Annotated in this window: 17 protein-coding genes; 12 read left to right on the forward strand and 5 right to left on the reverse strand. The window is 71.4% G+C overall.

Going from position 1 to position 21,143, the window contains the following annotated elements:
- The first annotated feature begins 29 nt into the window (after positions 1–29).
- Positions 30–608, forward strand: coding sequence for a UTRA domain-containing protein (locus OIE47_RS01725; protein WP_326559696.1), 579 nt, complete (start codon positions 30–32; stop codon positions 606–608).
- Here OIE47_RS01725 and OIE47_RS01730 read toward each other — a convergent pair.
- Positions 551–1,486: a LysR family transcriptional regulator gene (locus OIE47_RS01730; RefSeq protein ID WP_326559697.1), complete on the reverse strand. Its 936-nt coding sequence runs from the start codon at positions 1,484–1,486 to the stop codon at positions 551–553. The two genes, OIE47_RS01725 and OIE47_RS01730, sit on opposite strands and share 58 nt — an antisense overlap.
- Before the next feature lie 72 nt (positions 1,487–1,558).
- Between OIE47_RS01730 and OIE47_RS01735 the strand changes: the two genes are divergently transcribed.
- The 4 genes from OIE47_RS01735 to OIE47_RS01750 all read left to right on the forward strand — a co-directional run bounded on the left by OIE47_RS01735 (position 1,559) and on the right by OIE47_RS01750 (position 5,653).
- Entirely contained in the window at positions 1,559–2,245 is a 687-nt protein-coding gene (locus OIE47_RS01735) for a succinate dehydrogenase cytochrome b subunit (RefSeq protein WP_326559698.1), read from the forward strand.
- A 2-nt stretch (positions 2,246–2,247) separates the two neighbouring features.
- Positions 2,248–4,185 carry a fumarate reductase/succinate dehydrogenase flavoprotein subunit gene (locus OIE47_RS01740; protein ID WP_326562968.1) on the forward strand — a complete coding sequence of 646 codons (1,938 nt, stop codon included), beginning with the start codon at positions 2,248–2,250 and terminating at the stop codon, positions 4,183–4,185.
- The gene (locus tag OIE47_RS01745) at positions 4,182–4,946 is read left to right on the forward strand and encodes a succinate dehydrogenase/fumarate reductase iron-sulfur subunit (RefSeq protein WP_326559699.1); all 765 of its coding nucleotides are present in this window, start codon (positions 4,182–4,184) and stop codon (positions 4,944–4,946) included. Before OIE47_RS01740 ends, OIE47_RS01745 begins: the two co-directional genes overlap by 4 nt.
- A 155-nt stretch (positions 4,947–5,101) precedes the next feature.
- Positions 5,102–5,653, forward strand: a complete 552-nt coding sequence (locus tag OIE47_RS01750; protein WP_326559700.1) for a hypothetical protein — start codon at positions 5,102–5,104, stop codon at positions 5,651–5,653.
- Here OIE47_RS01750 and OIE47_RS01755 read toward each other — a convergent pair.
- Entirely contained in the window at positions 5,620–8,187 is a 2,568-nt protein-coding gene (locus OIE47_RS01755; RefSeq protein ID WP_326559701.1) for a putative bifunctional diguanylate cyclase/phosphodiesterase, read from the reverse strand. The two genes, OIE47_RS01750 and OIE47_RS01755, sit on opposite strands and share 34 nt — an antisense overlap.
- Before the next feature lie 271 nt (positions 8,188–8,458).
- Here OIE47_RS01755 and OIE47_RS01760 point away from each other — a divergent pair, with 271 nt between their 5' ends.
- A complete protein-coding gene (locus OIE47_RS01760; protein ID WP_326559702.1) occupies positions 8,459–9,466 on the forward strand; it encodes a serine hydrolase in 1,008 nt (335 codons plus the stop codon).
- Positions 9,467–9,529: 63 nt separating this feature from the next.
- Positions 9,530–10,708: an MBL fold metallo-hydrolase gene (locus OIE47_RS01765; protein ID WP_442792038.1), complete on the forward strand. Its 1,179-nt coding sequence runs from the start codon at positions 9,530–9,532 to the stop codon at positions 10,706–10,708.
- Positions 10,709–10,740: 32 nt separating this feature from the next.
- Here the strand turns inward: OIE47_RS01765 and OIE47_RS01770 are convergent, their stop codons facing one another.
- Both OIE47_RS01770 and OIE47_RS01775 read right to left on the reverse strand, forming a co-directional pair.
- Positions 10,741–12,282 (reverse strand): deoxyguanosinetriphosphate triphosphohydrolase family protein, encoded by a 1,542-nt coding sequence (locus OIE47_RS01770; protein ID WP_326559703.1) that lies wholly within the window; start codon positions 12,280–12,282, stop codon positions 10,741–10,743.
- 51 nt (positions 12,283–12,333) lie between these two features.
- Positions 12,334–13,836, reverse strand: a complete 1,503-nt coding sequence (locus OIE47_RS01775; protein ID WP_326559704.1) for an APC family permease — start codon at positions 13,834–13,836, stop codon at positions 12,334–12,336.
- A gap of 235 nt (positions 13,837–14,071) precedes the next feature.
- Here OIE47_RS01775 and OIE47_RS01780 point away from each other — a divergent pair, with 235 nt between their 5' ends.
- From OIE47_RS01780 to OIE47_RS01790, 3 genes are all read left to right on the forward strand, one after another.
- On the forward strand, positions 14,072–14,725 hold the full coding sequence (locus OIE47_RS01780) for a GOLPH3/VPS74 family protein (protein ID WP_326559705.1): 654 nt from the start codon (positions 14,072–14,074) through the stop codon (positions 14,723–14,725).
- 99 nt (positions 14,726–14,824) lie between these two features.
- Complete coding sequence (locus OIE47_RS01785) at positions 14,825–17,239, forward strand: Tex family protein (RefSeq protein WP_326559706.1); 2,415 nt, start codon at positions 14,825–14,827, stop codon at positions 17,237–17,239.
- A gap of 73 nt (positions 17,240–17,312) precedes the next feature.
- A complete protein-coding gene (locus OIE47_RS01790; protein WP_326559707.1) occupies positions 17,313–17,741 on the forward strand; it encodes a hypothetical protein in 429 nt (142 codons plus the stop codon).
- A gap of 85 nt (positions 17,742–17,826) precedes the next feature.
- On the opposite strand, the gene OIE47_RS01795 is transcribed toward OIE47_RS01790, so the two are convergent.
- The gene (locus OIE47_RS01795) at positions 17,827–18,030 is read right to left on the reverse strand and encodes a hypothetical protein (RefSeq protein WP_326559708.1); all 204 of its coding nucleotides are present in this window, start codon (positions 18,028–18,030) and stop codon (positions 17,827–17,829) included.
- Between the two features lie 542 nt (positions 18,031–18,572).
- Between OIE47_RS01795 and OIE47_RS01800 the strand changes: the two genes are divergently transcribed.
- Together OIE47_RS01800 and OIE47_RS01805 are read left to right on the forward strand one after the other, a co-directional pair.
- Positions 18,573–19,283: a response regulator transcription factor gene (locus OIE47_RS01800; protein ID WP_326559709.1), complete on the forward strand. Its 711-nt coding sequence runs from the start codon at positions 18,573–18,575 to the stop codon at positions 19,281–19,283.
- Entirely contained in the window at positions 19,280–21,061 is a 1,782-nt protein-coding gene (locus OIE47_RS01805; RefSeq protein WP_326559710.1) for a sensor histidine kinase, read from the forward strand. The genes OIE47_RS01800 and OIE47_RS01805 overlap by 4 nt, the downstream gene beginning before the upstream one ends.
- Positions 21,062–21,143 lie beyond the last annotated feature (82 nt).

A 21,143-nucleotide genomic window follows, 5' to 3' on the forward strand; every position in this document is an offset into this window, starting at 1 on the left:
AGCTACTCGCACATCCGAAGGTGGAAGCGATGACCACCCCGCGCTGGACCAGCACATCCGACCCTTACGTCACGCCCGGCGCCGGCGACGCGTGGGCGAACGAGGCTGCCGCTCGTGGCCGTACCGGCACCCAGCAACTCCTGGGCGTCGAGACACTGACCCCCGAGACGCCCATCCGCACCGCCCTGGCCCTGGGCGAGGAGGGTCAAGCTGTGGTGCGGCGCCGGCTCATCCTGGAGGACGACCAACCCGTGGAACTGGCCGACTCCTACTACCCGTTCTGGCTGGCCAGCGGCACCCCACTCGCCGAGAACCGGAAGATCCGAGGCGGCGCCATCGCCGTACTCGCGCAACTCGGCCACACGGCGGCCACCATCACCGAACACATCACCGCCCGCCAACCCACCGAGGCGCAACGGACGCTGCTCGACATCGGCGCCGACGAACCCCTGCTCGTGATGAGGCGACTGAGCCGGAACACAGACGGCACACCGGTCGAGTACGTCGTCACCCACACCGTCTCTCGACTGTCCCCCGGCTTCACCTACTCCTACAGCGGTTCGACGCCCGGTGGCAGTGCGCCCTGTTCGGCGGCCGTACGCACGTAGTTGAGCAGGATTCCGCGCAGCGCCCGCGCGGCATGCGTCGGTACGGCCTCCCGCCGCCGGGCCAGCGCGATGGTCCGGCGTACGCCGGGCGGGGCGAGCTGGGTGACCCGGATCCGGGGCCGTCGGGCGACCACGATCCCCGGCACCAGTGCCACCCCGAGTCCCGCCTCGACGAAGCTGAGCACGGCGTCCATCTCGCCCCCGTCCACGGCCAGGGTCGGTTCGAAACCGGCGTCCCGGCACGCCTGGAGGGTGACATCGCGCAGGTCGTAGCCCTCGCGGAACATGACCAACGGCTGGTCGCGCAGGTCCTGTAGGCGCAGGGTGCCCATCGGGGTGGCCGCCGGCAGTGGGTCGAGGGAGGCGACGACCAGGCTCTCCCGCAGGATCGGTTCGACCCGCAGGGCGGGGTCGGGTCCGGGTGCCGGCTGGATGATCAGCGCCAGGTCGAGTTCGCCGCGCAGCAGGTCGCGTACCAGGTCCTGGGAGCCGCCCTCCTGGACCGACAGGTCGACGCCCGGGTGGTTGTCGCGGAACCGGCGCAGGATCTGCGGTGCCAGCGAGGTGACCAGGCTCGGCGTCGCGCCGAGCCGGACCCGACCCCGGCGTACGCCGACCAGCTCCTGCACCTCGCGGCCGGCGGTCTCGACGTCGGCCAGGATCCGCTTCGCCAGGGGCAGTAGGACCTCGCCGGCGGCGGTGAGGGTGATGTTTCCCCTAATCCGGTCGAAGAGCGGGGCTCCCAGGTCAACTTCGAGGGCGTGAATTTGCTTACTCAACGAGGGTTGGGTGATGCCGACATTGTCGGCCGCATGGGTGAAATGCCGGGTTTCGGCGACCGCTACGAAGGACCGTAACTGGTGTAGCTGCACCTGCATAGCCTATCGCTATCGACACTGCGCCCTTGATGCATTGGACGACTAATCACAGCTCCTCCTAGCGTCGTTCAGGTGGCAGTAGAGACGCGTTCGCCGGTCCGTTCGTCGGTCGGCAAGAAGGCAGTGATGGCGGTGACGGGCATCCTCCTGGTGCTCTTCCTCATCGCGCACATGCTCGGCAACCTCAAGATCTTCTTCGGCGCGTCCTCGTTCGATCACTACGCGCACTGGTTGCGGACGATCGGTACGCCCCTGCTGCCCGAGGTCTGGTACCTCTGGCTCCAGCGCGGCGCCCTGACGATCGCCCTGGTGCTGCACATCTGGGCGGCGACCTCGCTCGCCATCGCGGCCCGCAAGGCCCGCCCGGTCCGGTACGCCCACCGCAAGCCCGTACAGGCCAGTTACGCGGCCCGGACCATGCGCTGGGGCGGGGTGCTGATCCTGCTGTTCGTGATCTACCACCTGCTCGACCTGACCACCGGCACGGTCAACCCGATCGGCGACCCGCGCCGGCCGTACGCGAACGTGGTGGCCGACTTCGCCCCGGAACGCTGGTACGTGACGCTGTTCTACACCCTGGCCATCGTCGCGCTCGGCTTCCACCTGCGGCACGGCATGTTCAGCGCGTTCCGCAGCCTCGGTCAGCAGTCGCCCCGGGGCGAGCGCCGGGCCCGTGCCATCGCCCTCGTCTTCGCCGTCGGGCTCTGCGGCGGCTACCTGCTGGTCCCCTTCGCCGTACTAGCCGGATGGGTGTCATGACCATGGAGATGTTCAGCCTCGGCGAGCCGATCGCCGACCAGAAGGCACCGGAAGGGCCGATCGAGACCCGGTGGGAGCGGCGCCGGTTCGACGCCAAGCTGGTCAACCCGGCCAACCGCCGCAAGCTCACCGTGCTGGTCGTCGGGACCGGGCTGGCCGGCGGTTCGGCCGCCGCCACGCTGGCCGAGCAGGGCTACCGGGTGAAGTCCTACTGCTACCAGGACAGCCCGCGCCGGGCGCACTCGATCGCCGCCCAGGGCGGTATCAACGCGGCGAAGAACTACCGCAACGACGGGGACTCCGTACACCGGTTGTTCTACGACACGGTCAAGGGCGGCGACTTCCGTGCCCGGGAGTCGAACGTGCACCGGCTCGCCGAGGTCTCGGTGAACATCATCGACCAGGCGGTCGCCCAGGGGGTGCCGTTCGCCCGCGAGTACGGCGGACTGCTCGACACCCGCTCGTTCGGCGGCGCGCAGGTGCAACGGACCTTCTACGCCCGGGGCCAGACGGGTCAGCAGCTCCTGCTCGGGGCGTACCAGGCGTTGGAGCGGCAGATCGCGCTCGGCCGGGTCGAGATGCACACCCGGCACGAGATGCTGGAGCTGATCGTGGTCGACGACCGGGCCCGGGGCATAGTGGTCCGCGACCTGGTCACCGGCGAGATAACCACCGAGTACGCCGACGCCGTGGTCCTCGCCTCCGGCGGGTACGGCAACGTCTTCTACCTGTCCACCAACGCCAAGGGCTGCAACGTCACGGCCACCTGGCGGGCGCACCGCAAGGGCGCGTACTTCGGCAATCCCTGCTACACCCAGATCCACCCGACCTGCATCCCGGTCTCCGGCGACCACCAGTCGAAGCTGACCCTGATGAGCGAGTCGCTGCGCAACGACGGCCGGGTCTGGGTGCCGAAGCAGTCCGGTGACGACCGGAACCCGGCCGACATCCCGGACGACGAGCGGGACTACTTCCTGGAGCGGATGTACCCGGCCTTCGGCAACCTGGTCCCCCGTGACATCGCCTCCCGCGCGGCGAAGAACGTCTGCGACTCGGGGCACGGCGTCGGCCCGACCGGGCTCGGGGTCTACCTCGACTTCGCCGACGCGATCAACCGGCTCGGCCGGCACACCGTCGAGGAGCGGTACGGCAACCTCTTCGAGATGTACGAGCGGATCACCGGCGAGGACCCGTACCGGGTGCCGATGCGGATCTACCCGGCGGTGCACTACACGATGGGCGGGCTCTGGGTCGACTACGACCTCCAGGCCACCATCCCCGGCCTGTTCGTCATCGGTGAGGCGAACTTCTCCGACCACGGCGCCAACCGGCTCGGCGCCTCGGCGCTGATGCAGGGCCTGGCCGACGGCTACTTCGTGCTGCCGAACACGATCGCCAACTACCTGTCCGCCGGTCCGTTCGGCCCGATCGACGACAACCACCCCGAGGTGGTCGCCGCCCGCGCCGACGTCGAGGACCGGCTGGCCCGGCTGCTGGCGGTCAACGGGGACCGTACGGTCGACTCGTTCCACCGCGAGCTGGGTCAGATCATGTGGGAGCACTGCGGGATGGAACGCAGTGACGCGGGGCTGCGCAAGGCGATCGAGCAGATCCGGGCCCTGCGTGAGCAGTACTGGCGCCGGGTCAAGGTGTCCGGTGACGCCGACGGCATCAACCAGTCGCTGGAGAAGGCCGGCCGGGTCGCCGACTTCTTCGAGTTGGCCGAGCTGATGTGCATCGACGCGCTGCACCGTACCGAGTCCTGCGGCGGGCACTTCCGGGCCGAGAGCCAGACCCCGGAGGGTGAGGCGCAGCGCGACGACGACCACTTCAGCTATGTCGCCGCGTGGGAGTTCACCGGCGCCGACCGCCCGCCGGTCCTGCACAAGGAAGACCTGAACTTCGAGTACGTCCACCCCAGCCAGCGGAGTTACAAGTGAACCTGACCCTGCGCATCTGGCGGCAGTCCGGCCCGGCCGACCGTGGCCGGATGGTCTCCTACCAGGTCGCCGACGTCTCCCCCGACATGTCGTTCCTGGAGATGCTCGACGTGCTCAACGAGCGGCTGATCCTCGACGGGGACGACCCGGTGGCCTTCGACCACGACTGCCGGGAGGGGATCTGCGGCGCCTGCGGCATGGTGGTCAACGGCGTACCGCACGGGCCGGAGCGGGCGACCACCATCTGCCAGCTCCACATGCGGCACTTCTCCGACGGGCAGACGATCGACATCGAACCGTGGCGGGCGCGGGCCTTCCCGGTGATGAAGGACCTGATGGTGAACCGGAGCGCGTTCGACCGGATCATCGCCGCCGGTGGTTACATCTCGGTGCCGACGGGCAGCGCGCCGGACGCGCACGCCCAACCGGTGCCGAAGGTGGACGCGGACGCGGCGTTCGAGTCGGCCGCCTGCATCGGCTGCGGTGCCTGCGTCGCGGCCTGCCCGAACGGTTCGTCGATGCTGTTCACCGCTGCGAAGGTGACCCACCTGAGCATGCTGCCGCAGGGGCAGCCGGAGCGGGCCGGCCGGGTGCTCGACATGGTCGCCCAGCAGGACGCGGAAGGCTTCGGCGGGTGCACCAACATGGGCGAGTGCACCGCCGTCTGTCCGAAGGTGATCCCGCTGTCCACCATCGGGCGGCTGAACCGCGACTTTCTCAAGGCCGCCAGCACCCGCGGCGGCGCGCCGGGCACGGACTAGCTCTCCGCGTACGCCGGACCCGGGCCGACCCGTCGGCGGGCGGCCGGGCCCGGTGCACGCCGGGACGGTGCGGGAGCGTTCGACGGGCTGGTCAGGACTCGGTACGCTGACCCGCGGATCAGGCGCGATCATGAGGTGACGGCGGGGGCGACGACATGCTCATCACGGCGGACCAGGTGGTACCCGAAAATCTTGCCGAGGCGACCTGGCAGCTCTACAACAACGCGTTCGAGGAGTTGCGGGCCGCCGCCGTACAGCGGCACGTGATGTTCCGTGACGAGTTCGACGCGGTGCTCGCCGACCCCCGGGTGACGAAGTACCTCGGGCTCGACCCGGATCGGCCGGACGACGTACTGGCGTTGGCCACGTTCACCAACAACCTGGACGCCGTACCGCTGATCTCACCGGACTACTTCGCGCGCCGCTGGCCGGAGCTCTACGCCGAGCAGCGGATCTGGTACATCGGCTTCTTCGCGATCGACCCGGGGGTCCGTGGCGACGGGGCGTTCGAGCTGGTGATCGAGCGGATGTGGGAGCGGGTGCTGGCCAGCGGGGGCATCGCCGCCCTGGACATCTGCCGGCGCAACAACGACATCGGGCTGCCGAAGGCGATCCACCAGACCCTGGACCACCTCACCACCGGGGTCCGGACCACCCCGCTCGACGAGCAGGTCTACTGGCTGTTCGAGCCGCCCGAGTCGGCCTGACCGGCTTCCGGCCCGTCGTTGACGCGGGACCCGTCCGGTCCGACCGCCACCCCGGAACCGTCCGGTGCGAGGGCCAGGCCGGCACCGTCCGGTGCGAGGGCCAGGCCGGCGCCGTCCGGGCCGACGGCCAGGGCGGACCAGCGTTCGGCGAAGGGGTGCGGGCGTACCGGGCCGCCCCAGAGCCGGCCCTGGCCGAGTACCACCCCGAGGGTCTCCAGCACCCCGCGCTGGGTCGGGGTCTCGACCCCCTCGGCGACCACGGTCAGCCGGAGCGCGCTGCTCATCGCGACCACCGCCCGGACGATCTCCTCGTCCTCCGGGTTGCCGCCGAGCCCGGCGACGAACGCCCGGTCGACCTTCACCCCGGTCACCGGGTGCCGGCGCAGGTAGCCCAGCGCGGAGTAGCCGGTGCCGAAGTCGTCGACCACGATCCGTACGCCCATCCGGCGCAGTTCGAACAGGACCGAGTCGGTGCCGGCGGACGGGTCGACCATCACCGACTCGGTGATCTCCAGGACCACCACCCCGGTCGGTACGTCGTGCCGCAGCAGCGACTCGGCGATGCTGTCCGGCAGACCGGGGTCGCGCAGTTGCCGGGGCGACACGTTGACCGAGATCCAGAACTCGTCGTCCACCACACCGTCGGCCCGCCAGTCGGCGAGCTGCCGCAGCGCCTCGTCCAGCACCCACCGGCCGATGGCGGCGATCAGTCCGGTGTCCTCGGCGATGGAGATGAAGTCCAGCGGTGAGACCGCGCCCCGTACCGGGTGGTCCCACCGGAGCAGCGCCTCCGCGCCGACCAGCCGCCCGCCGCGCAGTTCGACGATCGGCTGGTAGACCAGGTGGAGCTGCTCCTTGGCCAGGGCATGCCGGAGTGCGAACTCGATCTCGACCCGGTCGCGTACCCGGTCGCGCATCGAGGTGTCGAACAGGGCCCACTTGCCCGGCCCCTCGGCCTTCGCGTGGTACATCGCGATGTCCGCGTCGCGCATCAACGACTCGGCGGTCACCGGTGCCGCGTCGTGCTGCTCGGCCGCCGCCGCCGTGGGCAGGCCGCCCCATCCGCCGGTGCTGCCGGTGGTTGCGTCCGGGTCGTGCGCCAGCTCGTCCGGGGTGCCGGTCGGCTCGCCCGTCGTCGCGAGGACCGTGGTGCCGACCATGCCGACGGACGTGCTGACCACCACCTCGATCCCGCCGACCTGCAACGGTGCGGCGAACGAGCCGAGGATCCGTTCGGCGAGCGCGACCGCCTCGTCGCGGGTGCCGCTGAGCACGACCACGAACTCGTCCCCACCGACCCGGGCGACGATCGCCGCCGCCGGCACCAGCGCCCGCAACCGCTTGCCGACCTCGACGATGAGCTGGTCGCCGGTGTCGTGGCCCCACGAGTCGTTGACCATCTTGAAGCCGTCGAGGTCGAGGAAGTACACCCAGATCCCGGTCGGGACGGCCGCCGCCCGGCGCAGCAGCCGGCCGACCTCGCGCGACAGCGCCCGCCGGTTCGGCAGCCCGGTCAGCGGATCGTGGGTGGCGTGGTGCTCGTAGCGGCGTTGGGCGGTGGCATATCCCTGCACCGCCGACACCGCGCGGACCAGCAGCAACGCCACCATGGTCGCCCCGGCGAACGCGGGAACCAGCCGTTCGACCGACGTCGGCCGGTCGAGTACGGCGATCAGCACGAACGGCGCGGCCAGCGCCGGGCAGATCAGCAGCAGCCTCGGCCAGGACCAGGCCTGCACCGGCAGCGGCATGGCCCGGCCCAGGAACACCACCGAGGGGTGCAGTGCGGCGGCACCGACCATGGCGAAGCCGAGCAGGAACGGCAGGTCCAGGATCGGTGCACCGGAGAGGGTGCCGTACAGCCCGACGATCGCGTACGCCAGGTCACCGAGGAGCAGCGACGACATCATGGCGACCAGCAGCCAGTAGCTGGGCCGGCGGGCGGCGGTGGTGAAGGCGAGGTTGACCAGGAGCAGGAGCAGCACCACGTCGAAGACCGGGTACGTGCCGGCGAGCGCCGAGACCATCACCGGTCGGCCCTGGATCGACGCCGCCGGTACGGCGAGCAGCAGCAGCGATACGCAGGCCGCGCCGAGGCAGACGATGAGGCCGTCGATGACGGCGTGCCGTTCCAGCCCTCCCCTGGCCCGGAGCAGCCCGCCCACGCCGAGGATCATCAACAGGTAGCCGGGCACAGTGAACGCGTCGGCGGCCAGGGCGGACAGTCCGCTCCGGTCCGCGGCCCAGGGTCGGACCAACGCCCCGACCAGGAACAACGAGCTGGCCGCACTGAGCAGGTACCAGGGGTGGCGGGGCACGGCGCGGTGCCACCAGGGCCCGATCACCAGGACGACGGCCGTACCGACGCCCACCGCGCCGAACAGGGCGGCGCCGAGTCGGTCGGAAAGGTTGGCGGCGTACAGCAGGGCGACGGCGACCCCGGCGGCGAGGAACGCCACCGAGCCGGACGCGGAGGCCCGGTCGACCGGGGTCGAGCGTCGCATCGAGATCGCCCCCAGCGAACCTTCCGTCATCTGACCGACCAGCAGGCGCACCACGCTACCAACCGGATCATCCGACGTGCTGTGGATGATCGACTGGACTTGGTGGGCCGATCGGATGAGTAACGCACTGCCTGTGCGATCACGCACGACAACTACCCCGAACGCCGGGCGCGGAATCCCGTTCCGCGCTCGTCGGGCGATCTAGGGACAACGGAGCGATTTGGGGTGGTCTATGGTGTCCGGGTCGAGCCCACGGGGGGTTCGTAACGGCTCCGAACGGAGAACTAACTTGTCCACCACGGTGAATCGCAGGACCGCACTGGGTTTCGGCACGGCGGCAACGGCAGGGCTGGTGTTCGGCACCGGCAGCGGCGCCTCGGCCGCGAACACGTCCGACCGGGGTGCGGCCACGGACACCCTCGGACCGGCCGAGCACCGGGTCGGGAAGATCTACTACCGGGCCTCGACCGAGGCGGGCGGGACCTGGCGGGCCCGGATCAGCGTCAACGCCCCCGACGGCAGCGCTCTGCCGGCGGTGGAACAGGGCGCCGACGACCAGGTCGAGGCGTACAGCGTGAACAAGGTGGCGGTGGCCGTCGCGGTGCTGGACAAGGTCGACCGTGGCCTGCTGCAACTGAACCAGACCGTCGAGGTGAGCGCCGCGATCGTGATTCCCGACGGTGACGGCATCTTCCGGCTCGACGGCGCGTACCCGAGCACGGTGACGATCGGGCACGCGCTCGCCGCCCTGCTCACCGTCTCGGACGACACCTCCGTACGGCTCTGCGGCCTGGTCTGCCCGGCACTGGAAATCAACCAGATCCTGGTCGCCAAGGGCTTCCCGAACACCCAGGTCGAGCCGGTCGCCAACCCCAACCGCTTCTTCCTCGGCACCACCACGCCCCGGGAGACCCACGACCTGCTCCGCGCCCTGGTCGCGGGCACCCTGCTCTCCCCCGCCTCCACCGCGTTCCTGCTGGCCGCGCTCCGGTCGCCGATCGCCTACCCGGACGGCATCCGGCACGACATGTCCTCCGCTGACCGGGAGCGGGTGGCGACCAAGGCCGGCTGGTTCAACGGTGGCCGCAACGAGGCCGGCATCATGTTCGGCACCGACGGCACGCCCCGGCTGACCTACGCGATCTTCGCCGACGGCCAGGCCGACCCGGACAACTTCGGCCCGACCCACCCGGCCACCCACGCCCGTGCGGTGATGGGCCGGCGGTTCCTGGAGACGGTCACCGAGCCGGGTGCCGCAGCGGCCACGTCCCGCGCCCGGTCGGCGTACCGGCCGAGCAACGGCGGCTGACAAATCCACGCCCGATCCGGGGGCCGGCCACCGGTCGGTTCCCGGACCGGGGAGGATGGGCGGATGGGTAGGGCGAAGATCGTGGGCGAACCGGGCCGGGGCCACGCCGACCGTTCAGGGGCGCGCCGCCGTCGGCGCCGCCGCGCCGGGGGTCTGCTCGCCCTGGCCGCCGTCGCCGCCGCGGCCTGGGCCGTCCGGGACATCCCGGTCGCGATGGGTGCCCGCGCCGCCGGTGACCGGGCAGCCAGGCTGCGGTCCTCCCCGCAGTACGAGGGCGACAGCTTCCGCAACCAGGCCAGCACCCGGACGATGGTCGCCGAATCCGGGCGCAACGTCCTGCTCCAGTTCCTCTTCGGCGGCCACCGGCGCAAGCCGGCCGACCCGGTCCCGCTGGTCGACCCCGGCACGACCGACCCGGCCACGGCGCCCGCCGACGAACTGGCCGTCATCTGGTACGGACACGCCTCGGTCCTGGTCGAGATCGAGGGCCGACGGGTGCTGGTCGATCCGATGTGGAGCGAACGGTGCTCGCCGTCGCGCCTGGTCGGGCCGCAGCGGCTGCACCCGCCACCGGTGCCGCTGGAGCAACTCCCCACGGTCGACGCGATCCTGATCTCGCACGACCACTACGACCACCTGGACCTGGCCACCGTACGGGTGTTGCTGCGGACCCAGTCGGCGCCGTTCCTGGTCCCGCTCGGCGTCGGCGCCCACCTGGCCCGGTGGGGTGTGCCGGAGTCGCGGATCGTCGAGCTGGACTGGACCGAGAACGTCACGGTCGCCGGGCTGCGGTTCACCGCGACCGCCGCGCAGCACTTCTCCGGGCGCGGCTTCACCCGCAACCGCACCCTCTGGGGCTCCTGGGTCATCAGCGGGGAGACCCGGCGGGTGTTCTACTCCGGCGACTCCGGCTACTTCTCCGGGTACGCCGAGATCGGCCGGGAGCACGGCCCGTTCGACGTCACGCTGATCCAGGTCGGTGCGTACGCGCCCGCCTGGCCGGAGATCCACATGTTCCCGGAGGAGGCGGTCACCGCCCACCTGGACCTGCGCGGGGAGTTGCTGGTCCCGGTGCACTGGGCGACGTTCAACCTCGCCGTGCACGCCTGGGCCGATCCGGTCGACCGGCTGTGGCGGGAGGCGAAGGCCCGCGACGTACGGCTGGCCGTGCCCCGACCCGGTGAGCGGGTCGTGGTCGACCTGCCGCCACCGGTCGACGGCTGGTGGCAGGACATCGTCTGACCCGTGGGCGGGTCCGGCCCCGGTGAACGGGGTCAGAGCACGAACGCGTCGGTCCAGAGCTGCCCGGAGCGGCCGGAGAGGGCGTCGAGCAACGCGACCGCCTGGCTGTCGGTCAGCGAGGCGACGAAGTCGATGATCGCCCGTCCGCGCGCCTTACCGGCCCGGCCCGGCGTACGCGGGTGCAACTCCGCCTCGGCGAGGTCGATCAGGTCGTGCAGCCTGCGCGGTAGCCGGGCCTCCTCGCGGGGGTCGAGGATCCAGTCGAGCAGGGCCTGGACCAGGGTGTCCAGCAGCCGGGCCTGTCCCCGCTGGTGCAGGGCCAGGTCGGGCCGGGCGAGCACGAACTGGTGGTGGACGAACTTGAGTACCTGCACCTCGTGCCACTGCACCGGGGCGAGCAGGACGTGCCCTGCCCGTACCGGCGGGTCGGGGACCACGGTGATGGCGTCCACCAGCCGGCGGGTCCACCGGGCGGAGAAGCCCGACACCCCCTGCTCGGCCTCGATCGAGCCGTCGAAGGGTGCGGCCAGCAGCCCGTCGACCAGTTCGAGTCGTACGTGTTCGACCGCGGCGGCGAATGCCTCGTCGTCGCTGATCCAGGCGTCCTTGCGGTGCAGTTGCCGGCGCAGCCGCTCGATCGGGGCGCCCTGCCGGCGCAGCCCGTGTTCGAGGGCCGCGTCGGTCATCGACCGGTACCGGTCGATGTCGCGCTGCCAGGCGAGCAGTTCGGCCGCGACGGCGCCTTGGCGCAGCACCCCGACCCGGTGGAAGTCCTCCACGTCGTGGATCGCGTACGCGATGTCGTCGGCGGTATCCATGATCGACGCCTCGACGGTCTGCTGCCAGTCGGCGATCCGCCCGGCGAACGGCGCCCGAGCCTGCCGCAGGTCCTCCACCTCAGTGCTGTAGGCGCCGAACTTCGCCGACCCGCTGTCCGGGTCGTCCGGCGGCGCGGTCGCCCCGCGCGGGGGCGGGTCGAACTGCCGGGGGTGCGGGTCGGGGTAACCGGACCGGGTCCACGGGTACTTCAGGATGGCCGCCCGGACCGCGGCGGTCAGGTCCAGACCGATGGTCGCCATGCCGCGGATCTCGGTGCTGGTGACGATCCGGTACGACTGGGCGTTGCCCTCGAACCCGTCCGGCAGCCCGAGCCGCTGCCGGGCGATCCGATCGAGCACCTCCTCACCGAGGTGCCCGAACGGCGGGTGCCCGAGGTCGTGGGCGAGCGCCGCGGCCTCGACCACGTCCGGGTCGCAGCCGCCGAGGGAGTCCAGCAGGTCGCGGTAGCGCTTGTCGGCGGTCAGCCGCTCCGCCACCGCTCGCCCCACCTGGGCGACCTTCAGGCTGTGCGTCAACCGGTTGTGTACGAGCAGCCCGGAGCCGCCCGGGGAGATCACCTGGGTGACGCCGCCGAGCCGGGCGAAGAAGGGTGAGCTGACGATCCGGTCCCGGTCGGCCCGGAACGGGCTCCCGGCGAGGTCACCGAGGGCACCGGCACTGCCGCCGAAGAGGCGTCTGGCCCGGGGATCGACCTTCGCCGCGTTCAGCGCCTCGTTCGCCGCCGAAGACTCCATGATCAGACGCTAGCCCAGCCGGACCCGGCAGGTGTGCGCAGCCCCGATCGATCACGCCTTGGCCTCGGCCCTCGGCACGGCACCGGCGGGTGGCGACGCCGGGACCGGTTCACGGGTCCCGCCCCCGATGCCGGCGTAGACCTCCGGTCGCATCGACCTGAGGGCGACCCCCCGGAGCAGGCCGATCAGGACGGCGAGCACGGGCAGGGCCGGCAGCAGGGCACGCAGGTAGGTGGGGGTGCCGGGGGCGAGCAACGTACCGAAGTCGGCCAGCAGGACGACCAGGACCACGCTGAGTCCCATGGTGGCGAGGGTGGGCGCGATCAGCCGCTGCCAGCGCGACTCGGCGGTGACCGTACGGCCGTTGAAGAACCCGACCACGGCCACCGAGGTCAGCGTCAGCAGGACCAGTACGCCGACCGCCCCGACCCCGCTGAGCCAGGTGAACAGGTCGGTCAGCGGGTCCCGACCGGCAGCGGCGAAGCCGAGCAGCACCGCGAGCGCCAGCCCGGTCTGGACCAGTGAGCCGGCAACCGGTGCGCCGGTGCGTACGCCGACCCGGCCCAGCCTGGCCGGCAGCACCCGTTCGAATCCGAGCAGGTAGAACTGGCGGGCGACGGTGTTGTGCCCGGCGAGCAGCGCGGCCAGTACGGCGGTGGCGAGCAGAGCCTGGGCGGTGACCGCCAGCGCCACCCCGCCGTGCCGGGCGAGGACGTCGGCGACCAGTCCGGGACCGGCGACGGCGGCCACGGTCGCGGTGTTGTCCGGACCGGTCGCCACGGTCAGCGCCCAGGCGCAGAGCGCGTAGCAGCCGCCGATGCCGGCGATGGCGAGGTAGGTGGCGCGGGCGACGGTCCGGCCCGGATCCCTGACCTGCGTACGGTGGGCCGGGCCCGATTCCACTCCGACGAAGGCGGCGACGGCGAGGGCGAGCACGGCACCGAGTCCGGCCACCGGAAGGTTCGCCGGGTCGAGCCCGGTGGTGGTGACCGAGGCGCCGGCCGGGTTGTCGAGCGCGAGGGCCACCAGGGCGGTCAGGACGAGCAGTTCCAGGACCAGCAACCCCAGCAGGACGGTCCCGGAGAGATCCAACTGGCGCAGCCCGAGCAACCCGACCACCGCCCAGGCGAGCAGAGCCCAGATCCACCAGTCGAGTTCGACGGCGAATTCGTCGCTGGCGAACTCGCCGAGAATCGCGCCGATCAGTCCGTAGAGGCTGATCTGGATCGCGTTGTACGCGACCAATGCGACGAACGCGGCGCCGACCGCCCCGACCCGCCCGAGCCCATTCGCGATGTACGAGTGCGACGATCCGGGGTTCGGCACGTACCGGCCCATCGCGGCGTAACCGACGGCGAAGACGCCCAGGACGACGGTCAGCACCAGAAAGCAGAACGCGGCGCCGACGTTGCCGCTGACGGCGTACAGGATGGGGATGGTCCCACCGACCGCGGTCAGCGGCCCGGCGGTCGCGGCGACGAAGAGGGCGAGCCGTCCGGTGCCGAGTCGACCGGGGTGCAGTGGGATACCGGGGGCGGGCGGCTCGGTTGGCATCGTGGATCGCTCCTGGCCGGTCGAAACATTGTCGATCGACAATCAGGAGAGGTTATGGCCGTTTCCGGCGGGCGACAAGTTCGTACGGAGATCCGACAGTTTCGCCCCCGTCGAGTCCATTGCCCGACGCAACGCCGAGAACGGGTTGAGCGCCGTGATTCCTTGCCGTAGCGTCCTGCATCAACACGCGGAGCAATCGAAGCGTCACGACGGTACCGGGCGGGGCCGGAGAGCCATGAACAACTTCCTGGGCGATACCGAACGACTCGCCGATGAGCTGTTCCTCATCGGACACGACGACTACAACGGCCGTCCGCTGGCCGCCGCCAACCTGCTCGACCCGGCCCTGGCCGGTGCGATCCTCGCCGAACTGGCCCTCGCCGGCCGGATCACCATCACCCGCGGCGAGGTCTTCGTCGCCGACAACCGGGCCTGGCAGGACCCGGTCGCGGACCGGGCACTGGGCGAGATCGTCCGGCACGGCGACGGGTACGACGCCCGGGGCTGGCTGGAGTTCATCCGCCCCCAGGTCCACGAGCAGGTCGGACTCCGGTTGGTCAGCGCGGGTGCGCTGCGGCGGGAGAGCCGGCGCGGGCTGAGTCTGCGGATGAAGGTGCGCTGGCCCGGCCGCGACCCGAACCGGGTGGCCGCACCCCGGGTCCGGCTCGCCGCCGTCCTCGAACGCTCGGACCAACCCCTGGACATCCGCAACGCGACGCTGGCCGCGCTGGTCCGGTCCGGTGGCATGATCGGCGTACTCGGCCTGCCCGAGCATGCCGTTGCGCAGCGCATCTCGGCCGCCCGTCGGCTGCTGCCGCCCGCCCTGGCCGACCTGCTGAACGCGGTCGACGCGACGGTGGCCGCCGCCACCCTCACCCCCCGCCGCTGAGGACCGCCTCTGTCGGGCGCCGGCCGGGCGGCGCGACGCGGACGGGTGGCGGACGGCAGAATGCGTACGTAACCCACCCGGAAAAGGCGGACCAGGATCGTGACGACGTCTGTTCATCAGCGGATCGCCGAGGAGCTCGGCGTACGCGAGCGGCAGGTAACGGCCGCCGTCGAGTTGCTCGACGGCGGGGCCACCGTGCCCTTCATCGCCCGTTACCGCAAGGAAGTCACCGAGATGCTCGACGACGCGCAGTTGCGCACCCTCGAGGAGCGGCTGCGCTACCTGCGGGAGTTGGAGGAGCGGCGGGCGGCGATCCTGGAGTCCATCCGGAGTCAGGGCAAGGTGGACGACGCCCTCGAGGCGCAGATCATGGCGGCCGACTCGAAGGCCCGGCTGGAGGACATCTACCTGCCGTACAAGCCGAAGCGGCGGACGAAGGCGCAGATCGCCCGGGAGGCGGGGCTGGAGCCGCTGGCCGAGCAGCTCCTCGGTGACCCGACGCTCGATCCGCGTACGGCCGCGACCGCGTTCGTCGACGCCGACAGGGGCGTGGCGGATCCGACGGCGGCGCTCGACGGGGCGCGGGCGATCCTGGTCGAGCGGTTCGCCGAGGACGCGGACCTGATCGGGTCGCTGCGCGAGCAGATGTGGTCGCGGGGCCGGCTCGCCGCCCGGGTACGCGACGGCCAGCAGGACGCCGGGGCGAAGTTCTCCGACTACTTCGACTTCAGCGAGCCGTACACCCGGCTCGCCTCGCACCGGGTGCTGGCGATGTTCCGGGGTGAGAAGGAGGGTGTACTCGACCTCACCATGGAGCCCGAGGAGGCGCCCGAGTCGGAGTCCGGCCCGGTCGGACCGACCCGGTACGAGACGGAGATCGGCGCCCGGTTCGACATCTACGACCGGGGACGGCCGGCGGACCGTTGGCTGACCGACACGGTGCGCTGGGCGTGGCGTACCCGGATCCTGATCCACCTCGGCGCCGACCTGCGGATGCGCCTGTGGCAGGCGGCCGAGGACGAGTCCGTACGCGTCTTCGCGATGAACCTGCGCGACCTGCTGCTCGCCGCCCCGGCCGGCAGCCGGACCACGATGGGCCTGGACCCCGGCCTGCGTACGGGGGTGAAGGTGGCGGTGGTCGACGCGACCGGCAAGGTGCTGGCGACCGACACCATCTACCCGCACGAGCCGCGCCGGCAGTGGGACGCCTCGATCGACTCCCTGTCCCGGCTGGCCCGGACCCACTCGGTCGACCTGATCGCGATCGGCAACGGCACCGCCTCGCGGGAGACCGACAAGCTCGCCGGTGATCTGATCCGGCTGCACCCGGACCTGAACCTGACCAAGGTGGTGGTCTCGGAGGCCGGCGCCTCGGTCTACTCCGCGTCGGCGTACGCCTCCCAGGAACTGCCCGGCATGGACGTGTCGCTGCGCGGGGCGGTCTCGATCGCGCGCCGGCTCCAGGATCCGCTGGCGGAACTGGTGAAGATCGAGCCGCGCTCGATCGGGGTCGGCCAGTACCAGCACGACCTCTCCGAGGCGAAGCTCTCCCGCTCGCTGGACGCGGTGGTCGAGGACTGCGTGAACGGCGTCGGGGTGGACGTGAACACCGCCTCCGCACCCCTGCTCACCCGGGTCTCCGGGATCGGGGCCGGGCTGGCGGAGAACATCGTCATGCACCGGGACACCCACGGCCCGTTCCGTACCCGCCGGGCGTTGAAGGAGGTCCCCCGGTTGGGGCCGAAGGCGTTCGAGCAGTGCGCGGGCTTCCTGCGCATTCCGGGCGGGGAGGACCCGCTGGACGCCTCCGCCGTGCACCCGGAGTCGTACCCGGTGGTCCGGCGCATCCTCGCCTCCACCGGAACCGACCTCGGCTCGCTGATCGGCAAGAGCACGCTGCTGCGGGCACTCAGGCCGACGGACTTCGTCGACGACACGTTCGGCCTGCCGACCGTCACCGACATCATCGGCGAGTTGGAGAAGCCGGGACGTGACCCGCGACCGGCGTTCCGTACCGCGACCTTCGCCGACGGCGTCGAGAAGATCGGCGACCTGACGCCGGGCATGCTGCTGGAGGGTGTGGTCACCAACGTCGCCGCGTTCGGCGCGTTTGTCGACGTCGGGGTGCACCAGGACGGGTTGGTGCACGTGTCGGCGATGTCGAACACGTTCGTGAAGGACCCCCGGGACGTGGTCAAGTCCGGTGACGTGGTCCGGGTGAAGGTGCTCGACGTGGACGTACCGCGCAAGCGGATCTCGCTGACGCTGCGGCTGGAGGACGAGGCGACGCCGGGCGCTCCGCGTACCGGTGGCGGTGGTGAACGCCGCGACCGCCCGGCGGGCGGCGGCGAGCGCCGGGACCGGGGCGGCGCCGACCGGGGTGGGCAGCGCGGTGGCGGTGGCCAGCCCCGGCAGGGGCGCGGTTCGTCGCCGGCTCCCGCTGCCGGCGGGGCGATGGCCGACGCGCTGCGCCGCGCCGGGCTCGACAAGGGGATCGGCAAGTCGGGCCGCTGACACTCACCGCCCGTCGCGACGATCCCTCGTCGCGGCGGGCGGTCTCTTCCACCCCCGGCGGTACGGTCTGCTGATGGTCGACGACGAGGCTGCCGCCTGGCGGGAGCAGCACCGCCACGCGGTCGAGGTACGGGCCGAGGCGGAACGGCTGCGCCGCGCGGCGGAGACCGGACAGGCGCGGGAGTTGGTGGCCGAGTTCGTCCGCGAGGCGCAGCGGCGTGGCCTGCCGGTGCGTCCGCTCACCGCCGTCGCCCCGACCGGTGCCCGCTACCGCACCGGCCTGACCGGCTGGTACGTCGACGTGAACCTGACCCGCGCGGTCACCACCGACGGCGAGTTCTACCTGTTGACCGTGCCGACGAGTCTGCGGGCCCGGTTGACCGGGGTGACGATCGAGCCACGGGAGCCGAAGCTGATCGTCGGCGAGGGCGGACGCGACGGCGAGTCGATGCCGCTGCGCCAACTCCTCGACCGCCGCCTCGACGCCGGCCCCCACTGGTAGGGCGGGGCGGGCTGTGGCGGGTAGGTGCCCCCATAGGGACAGTTGGTCGCCACAGCCCGGGCGATCGGATGTCCGCTTGACCGTGTCATCGGGCGTTGCGTTCTGCTGCGGCGTGCCACCAGGCGGGCGGGGTCGGGCCGGGGACCACTGCGGTCGGCTGGTCGGGGTGCAGGCCGAGACGGCGGAGAGCGGCGGCCCGGACGTGTACGCCGTACCAGCCGTGCCAGTGCCCGTCGGGGCCGATGCCGCAGGTCAGATCCCAGCGGATGTCGCTCGGCTCCAGGGGCATCCAGTCGATGCCCCGGTCACGCAGTCAAGCGCGTACGGCCGCCTGCGGCTGCGCACAGCCGGGCGCGTTCTCGTACGCCGCAATGATGATCCAGTCCCCCACACCGCTCATCATCCCCCACGGGGCAAACAAGCCAGCGTGAAGAGTTCGGCTCGCTCCAGCCGGCCGGACTCCCCCTGATCATGAAGACCCCTCAGGGGAGGGGCGGGGGCGGTGGGGTGGGAGGGTGGGAAAGGGCGGGGCGGGGTGCTGCTTCGGCGCGGCGGACCGCGAGGGTTACCCTGATCCGGCGCCGGGCCTCCCGGCGCCAACGCGCATCGTGGCTGGTCAGGTGGCCGATGGCCGCGCTGCCGTGTAGCTGACGTACCGACATGCGGGCTACCGTAGGTGGCCGGGTGTGAAGAACCGATCAAGAAGCGGTTGCCTCACCGTGCGTCGAAGCGGACGTCCGGTGCCATATGGGTTCCGCACCCTGTCTTCACGAATACTTAACGGGTCACCGGTTGAATCCGTACGACCGTTACCCGTCAGGATGGGGAGTCATGGGCGCGCGGATCCTGGTTGCCGAGGACGATCGTAAGCAGGCGAACCTCGTGCGGATCTACCTCGAACGCGAGGGACACAGCGTCCTGCTGGTCGGCGACGGCCGGGCCGCACTCGACCAGGTACGGATCCGCCGGCCGGACCTGGTGGTGCTCGACGTGATGATGCCGGTGGTCGACGGGCTGGACGTGTGCCGGGTGCTGCGGGCCGAGTCCGATCTGCCGATCCTGCTGCTGACCGCCCGTACCACCGAGGACGACATCCTGCTCGGCCTCGATCTGGGCGCCGACGACTACCTGACCAAGCCGTACAGCCCGCGTGAGTTGGCGGCGCGCGTACGGGCGCTGCTGCGCCGGGCCGGTGTGGTCAGCGCGGGCGGGCAGGCGGTGCTGCGGGTCGGTGACCTGGAGATCGACGCCGGGCGGTTCGAGGTACGGATCGAGGGCCGACCGATCACCCTGACCGCCAAGGAGTTCGGGATCCTGGAGGTGCTGGCCAGCGAGCCGGGTCGGGCGTTCACCCGCGCCCAGATCATCGACCGGGCGTTCGGGTTCGACCACTACGTCCTCGAACGCACGGTTGACGTACACGTGATGAACCTGCGCCGCAAGATCGAGGCTGACGCCACCGAACCCCGGTACGTCCAGACCGTCTTCGGCCGCGGCTACCGACTCTCCGACCTCGGTGTTCCGGCGACGGCCACGCCGTGAGTTTCCGGTTCCGGGTGCTGGGGCTGGTCATGCTCGTCGCGCTCAGCGCCACCGCCGCGACCGCCTGGCTGACCCTTCGGCAGGCCCGGCAGCAGCTCAGCGCCACGGCCAACGCGGACCAGGCCCAGGTCGACATGATCAGCTCCGAGCTCAAGTCGTACGGCACCCGGCAGGGCACCTGGGAGGGCGTACCCACCCTGGTCCAGCGGCTGCACCAGGACACCGGTCAGCGGATCCGCCTGGAGACGGATTTCGTGGTGCTGGTGGACTCCGACACCCAGGACAACCCCGACAGGGCCACCCGGCCCCTCGGCCCGCTCACCGCCGTGGTCAACCCGCGACCGACCCTGTCACTGGCCAACGTGCCCATCGAGAGCCTGGCCTCCAGCACCGTCAAGGCGATCGGGAACTACCGCTCCGGGGTGCTCTTCGCGGCCTGCCTCACCCGGGAGGGGATTGCGGTGACCAGCACGCCCGGCCCGCTCGGGGTGCCCGTGTTCGATGCCGGTCCGAACAGTCCACAGTCGGAACCGGAGTTGGTCAACAACTGCCGGGTGGGCACCGCCGAGGCGGGCCGGGACATCGCCACCGACATCGCCAGGGCCGGTGACTGCGGCGCCCCGATGGACGACCTGCTGCCACTCATCCACGGCGAGTCGGGCGCGGAGACCGAGCGTCCCGCGACCCCCACGAAGCCGCCGCAGGGATCGACCGACGGCGGCACCGGGACCACCGAGGACCGGGTGAGCTGCCTGACGCAGGTCTTCGACCTGCAGATCAACGACGTCGCACCGCAGCCCGTACGGCTGTATCTCGGTGCGGCGAGCGACCCCGGAGCGGCGTTGACCAGCGGCCCGATGCTGGCCGGGGTGGCCGGGGTCGCCGGGGTCGCCATCCTCTGCACGGCTCTGCTGAGCCACCGGGTGCTCCGCCCGATCGGCCGGCTCACCGCCGCCGCGCAGCGGCTCGGTCGGGGCGACCTCGGGGGCAGGGTGCCGGTGGAGGGCCGGGACGAGCTGGCCGAGCTGGGCCGCTCGTTCAACCAGATGGCCGACTCGTTGCAGCGCGGCGAGGAACGGCAGCGCCGGTTGGTGGCCGACGTCGCACACGAGCTGCGCAGCCCGCTGGCGAACCTGCGCGGTTATCTGGAGGCACTCAAGGACGGGGTGATCACCCCCGACCCGGAGCTGTTCGCCTCGTTGCACGAGGAGGCGGTGCTCCAGCAGCGGATCGTCGACGATCTCCAGGAACTGGCGCTGGCCGAGGCCGGCACGCTCGCGTACCACAGGGTGTATGTCGACCTGGCCGAGTTGCTGGAGACCTGCCGTACGGCGCACCTGGCGCTGGCCGAGGCGGCCGGGATCACGCTGCGGGTGGTCGCCGAGCCGGTCCTCGTCTACGCCGACCCCGACCGGTTGCGTCAGGTGGTGGGGAACCTGATCACCAACGCGCTGCGGGCCACCGCCGTCGGCGGCAACGTCACCCTGCACTGCGCCCGGACCGGTGCGGCGACCGCGCTGGTGCGGGTCGCCGACGACGGTTCCGGGATCGCCCCGGACGCGCTCCCGCACGTGTTCGACCGGTTCTGGCGGGCGGACTCGGCCCGTGGGCGCGGCACCGGCGGCAGCGGACTCGGGCTCGCCATCACCCGGCAGATCGTCACCGACCACGGCGGCACCATCGAGGTCACCAGCGAACTCGGCGCCGGTACCACCTTCCGGATCGTCCTGCCCTCCCCACTCGTCCCCGATGACCGAAAAGGATCCGTCCCTCGCTAATGGGTGGTAAAACACTTTGTAGCGATTTGGTCCGCTTTCGACCGGTTGAGTGGTCGGAACGCGGATCCGAACATCCGGGCCG

This window comes from Micromonospora sp. NBC_01796 (genome assembly GCF_035917455.1).
Classification (GTDB): Bacteria; Actinomycetota; Actinomycetes; order Mycobacteriales; family Micromonosporaceae; genus Micromonospora_G.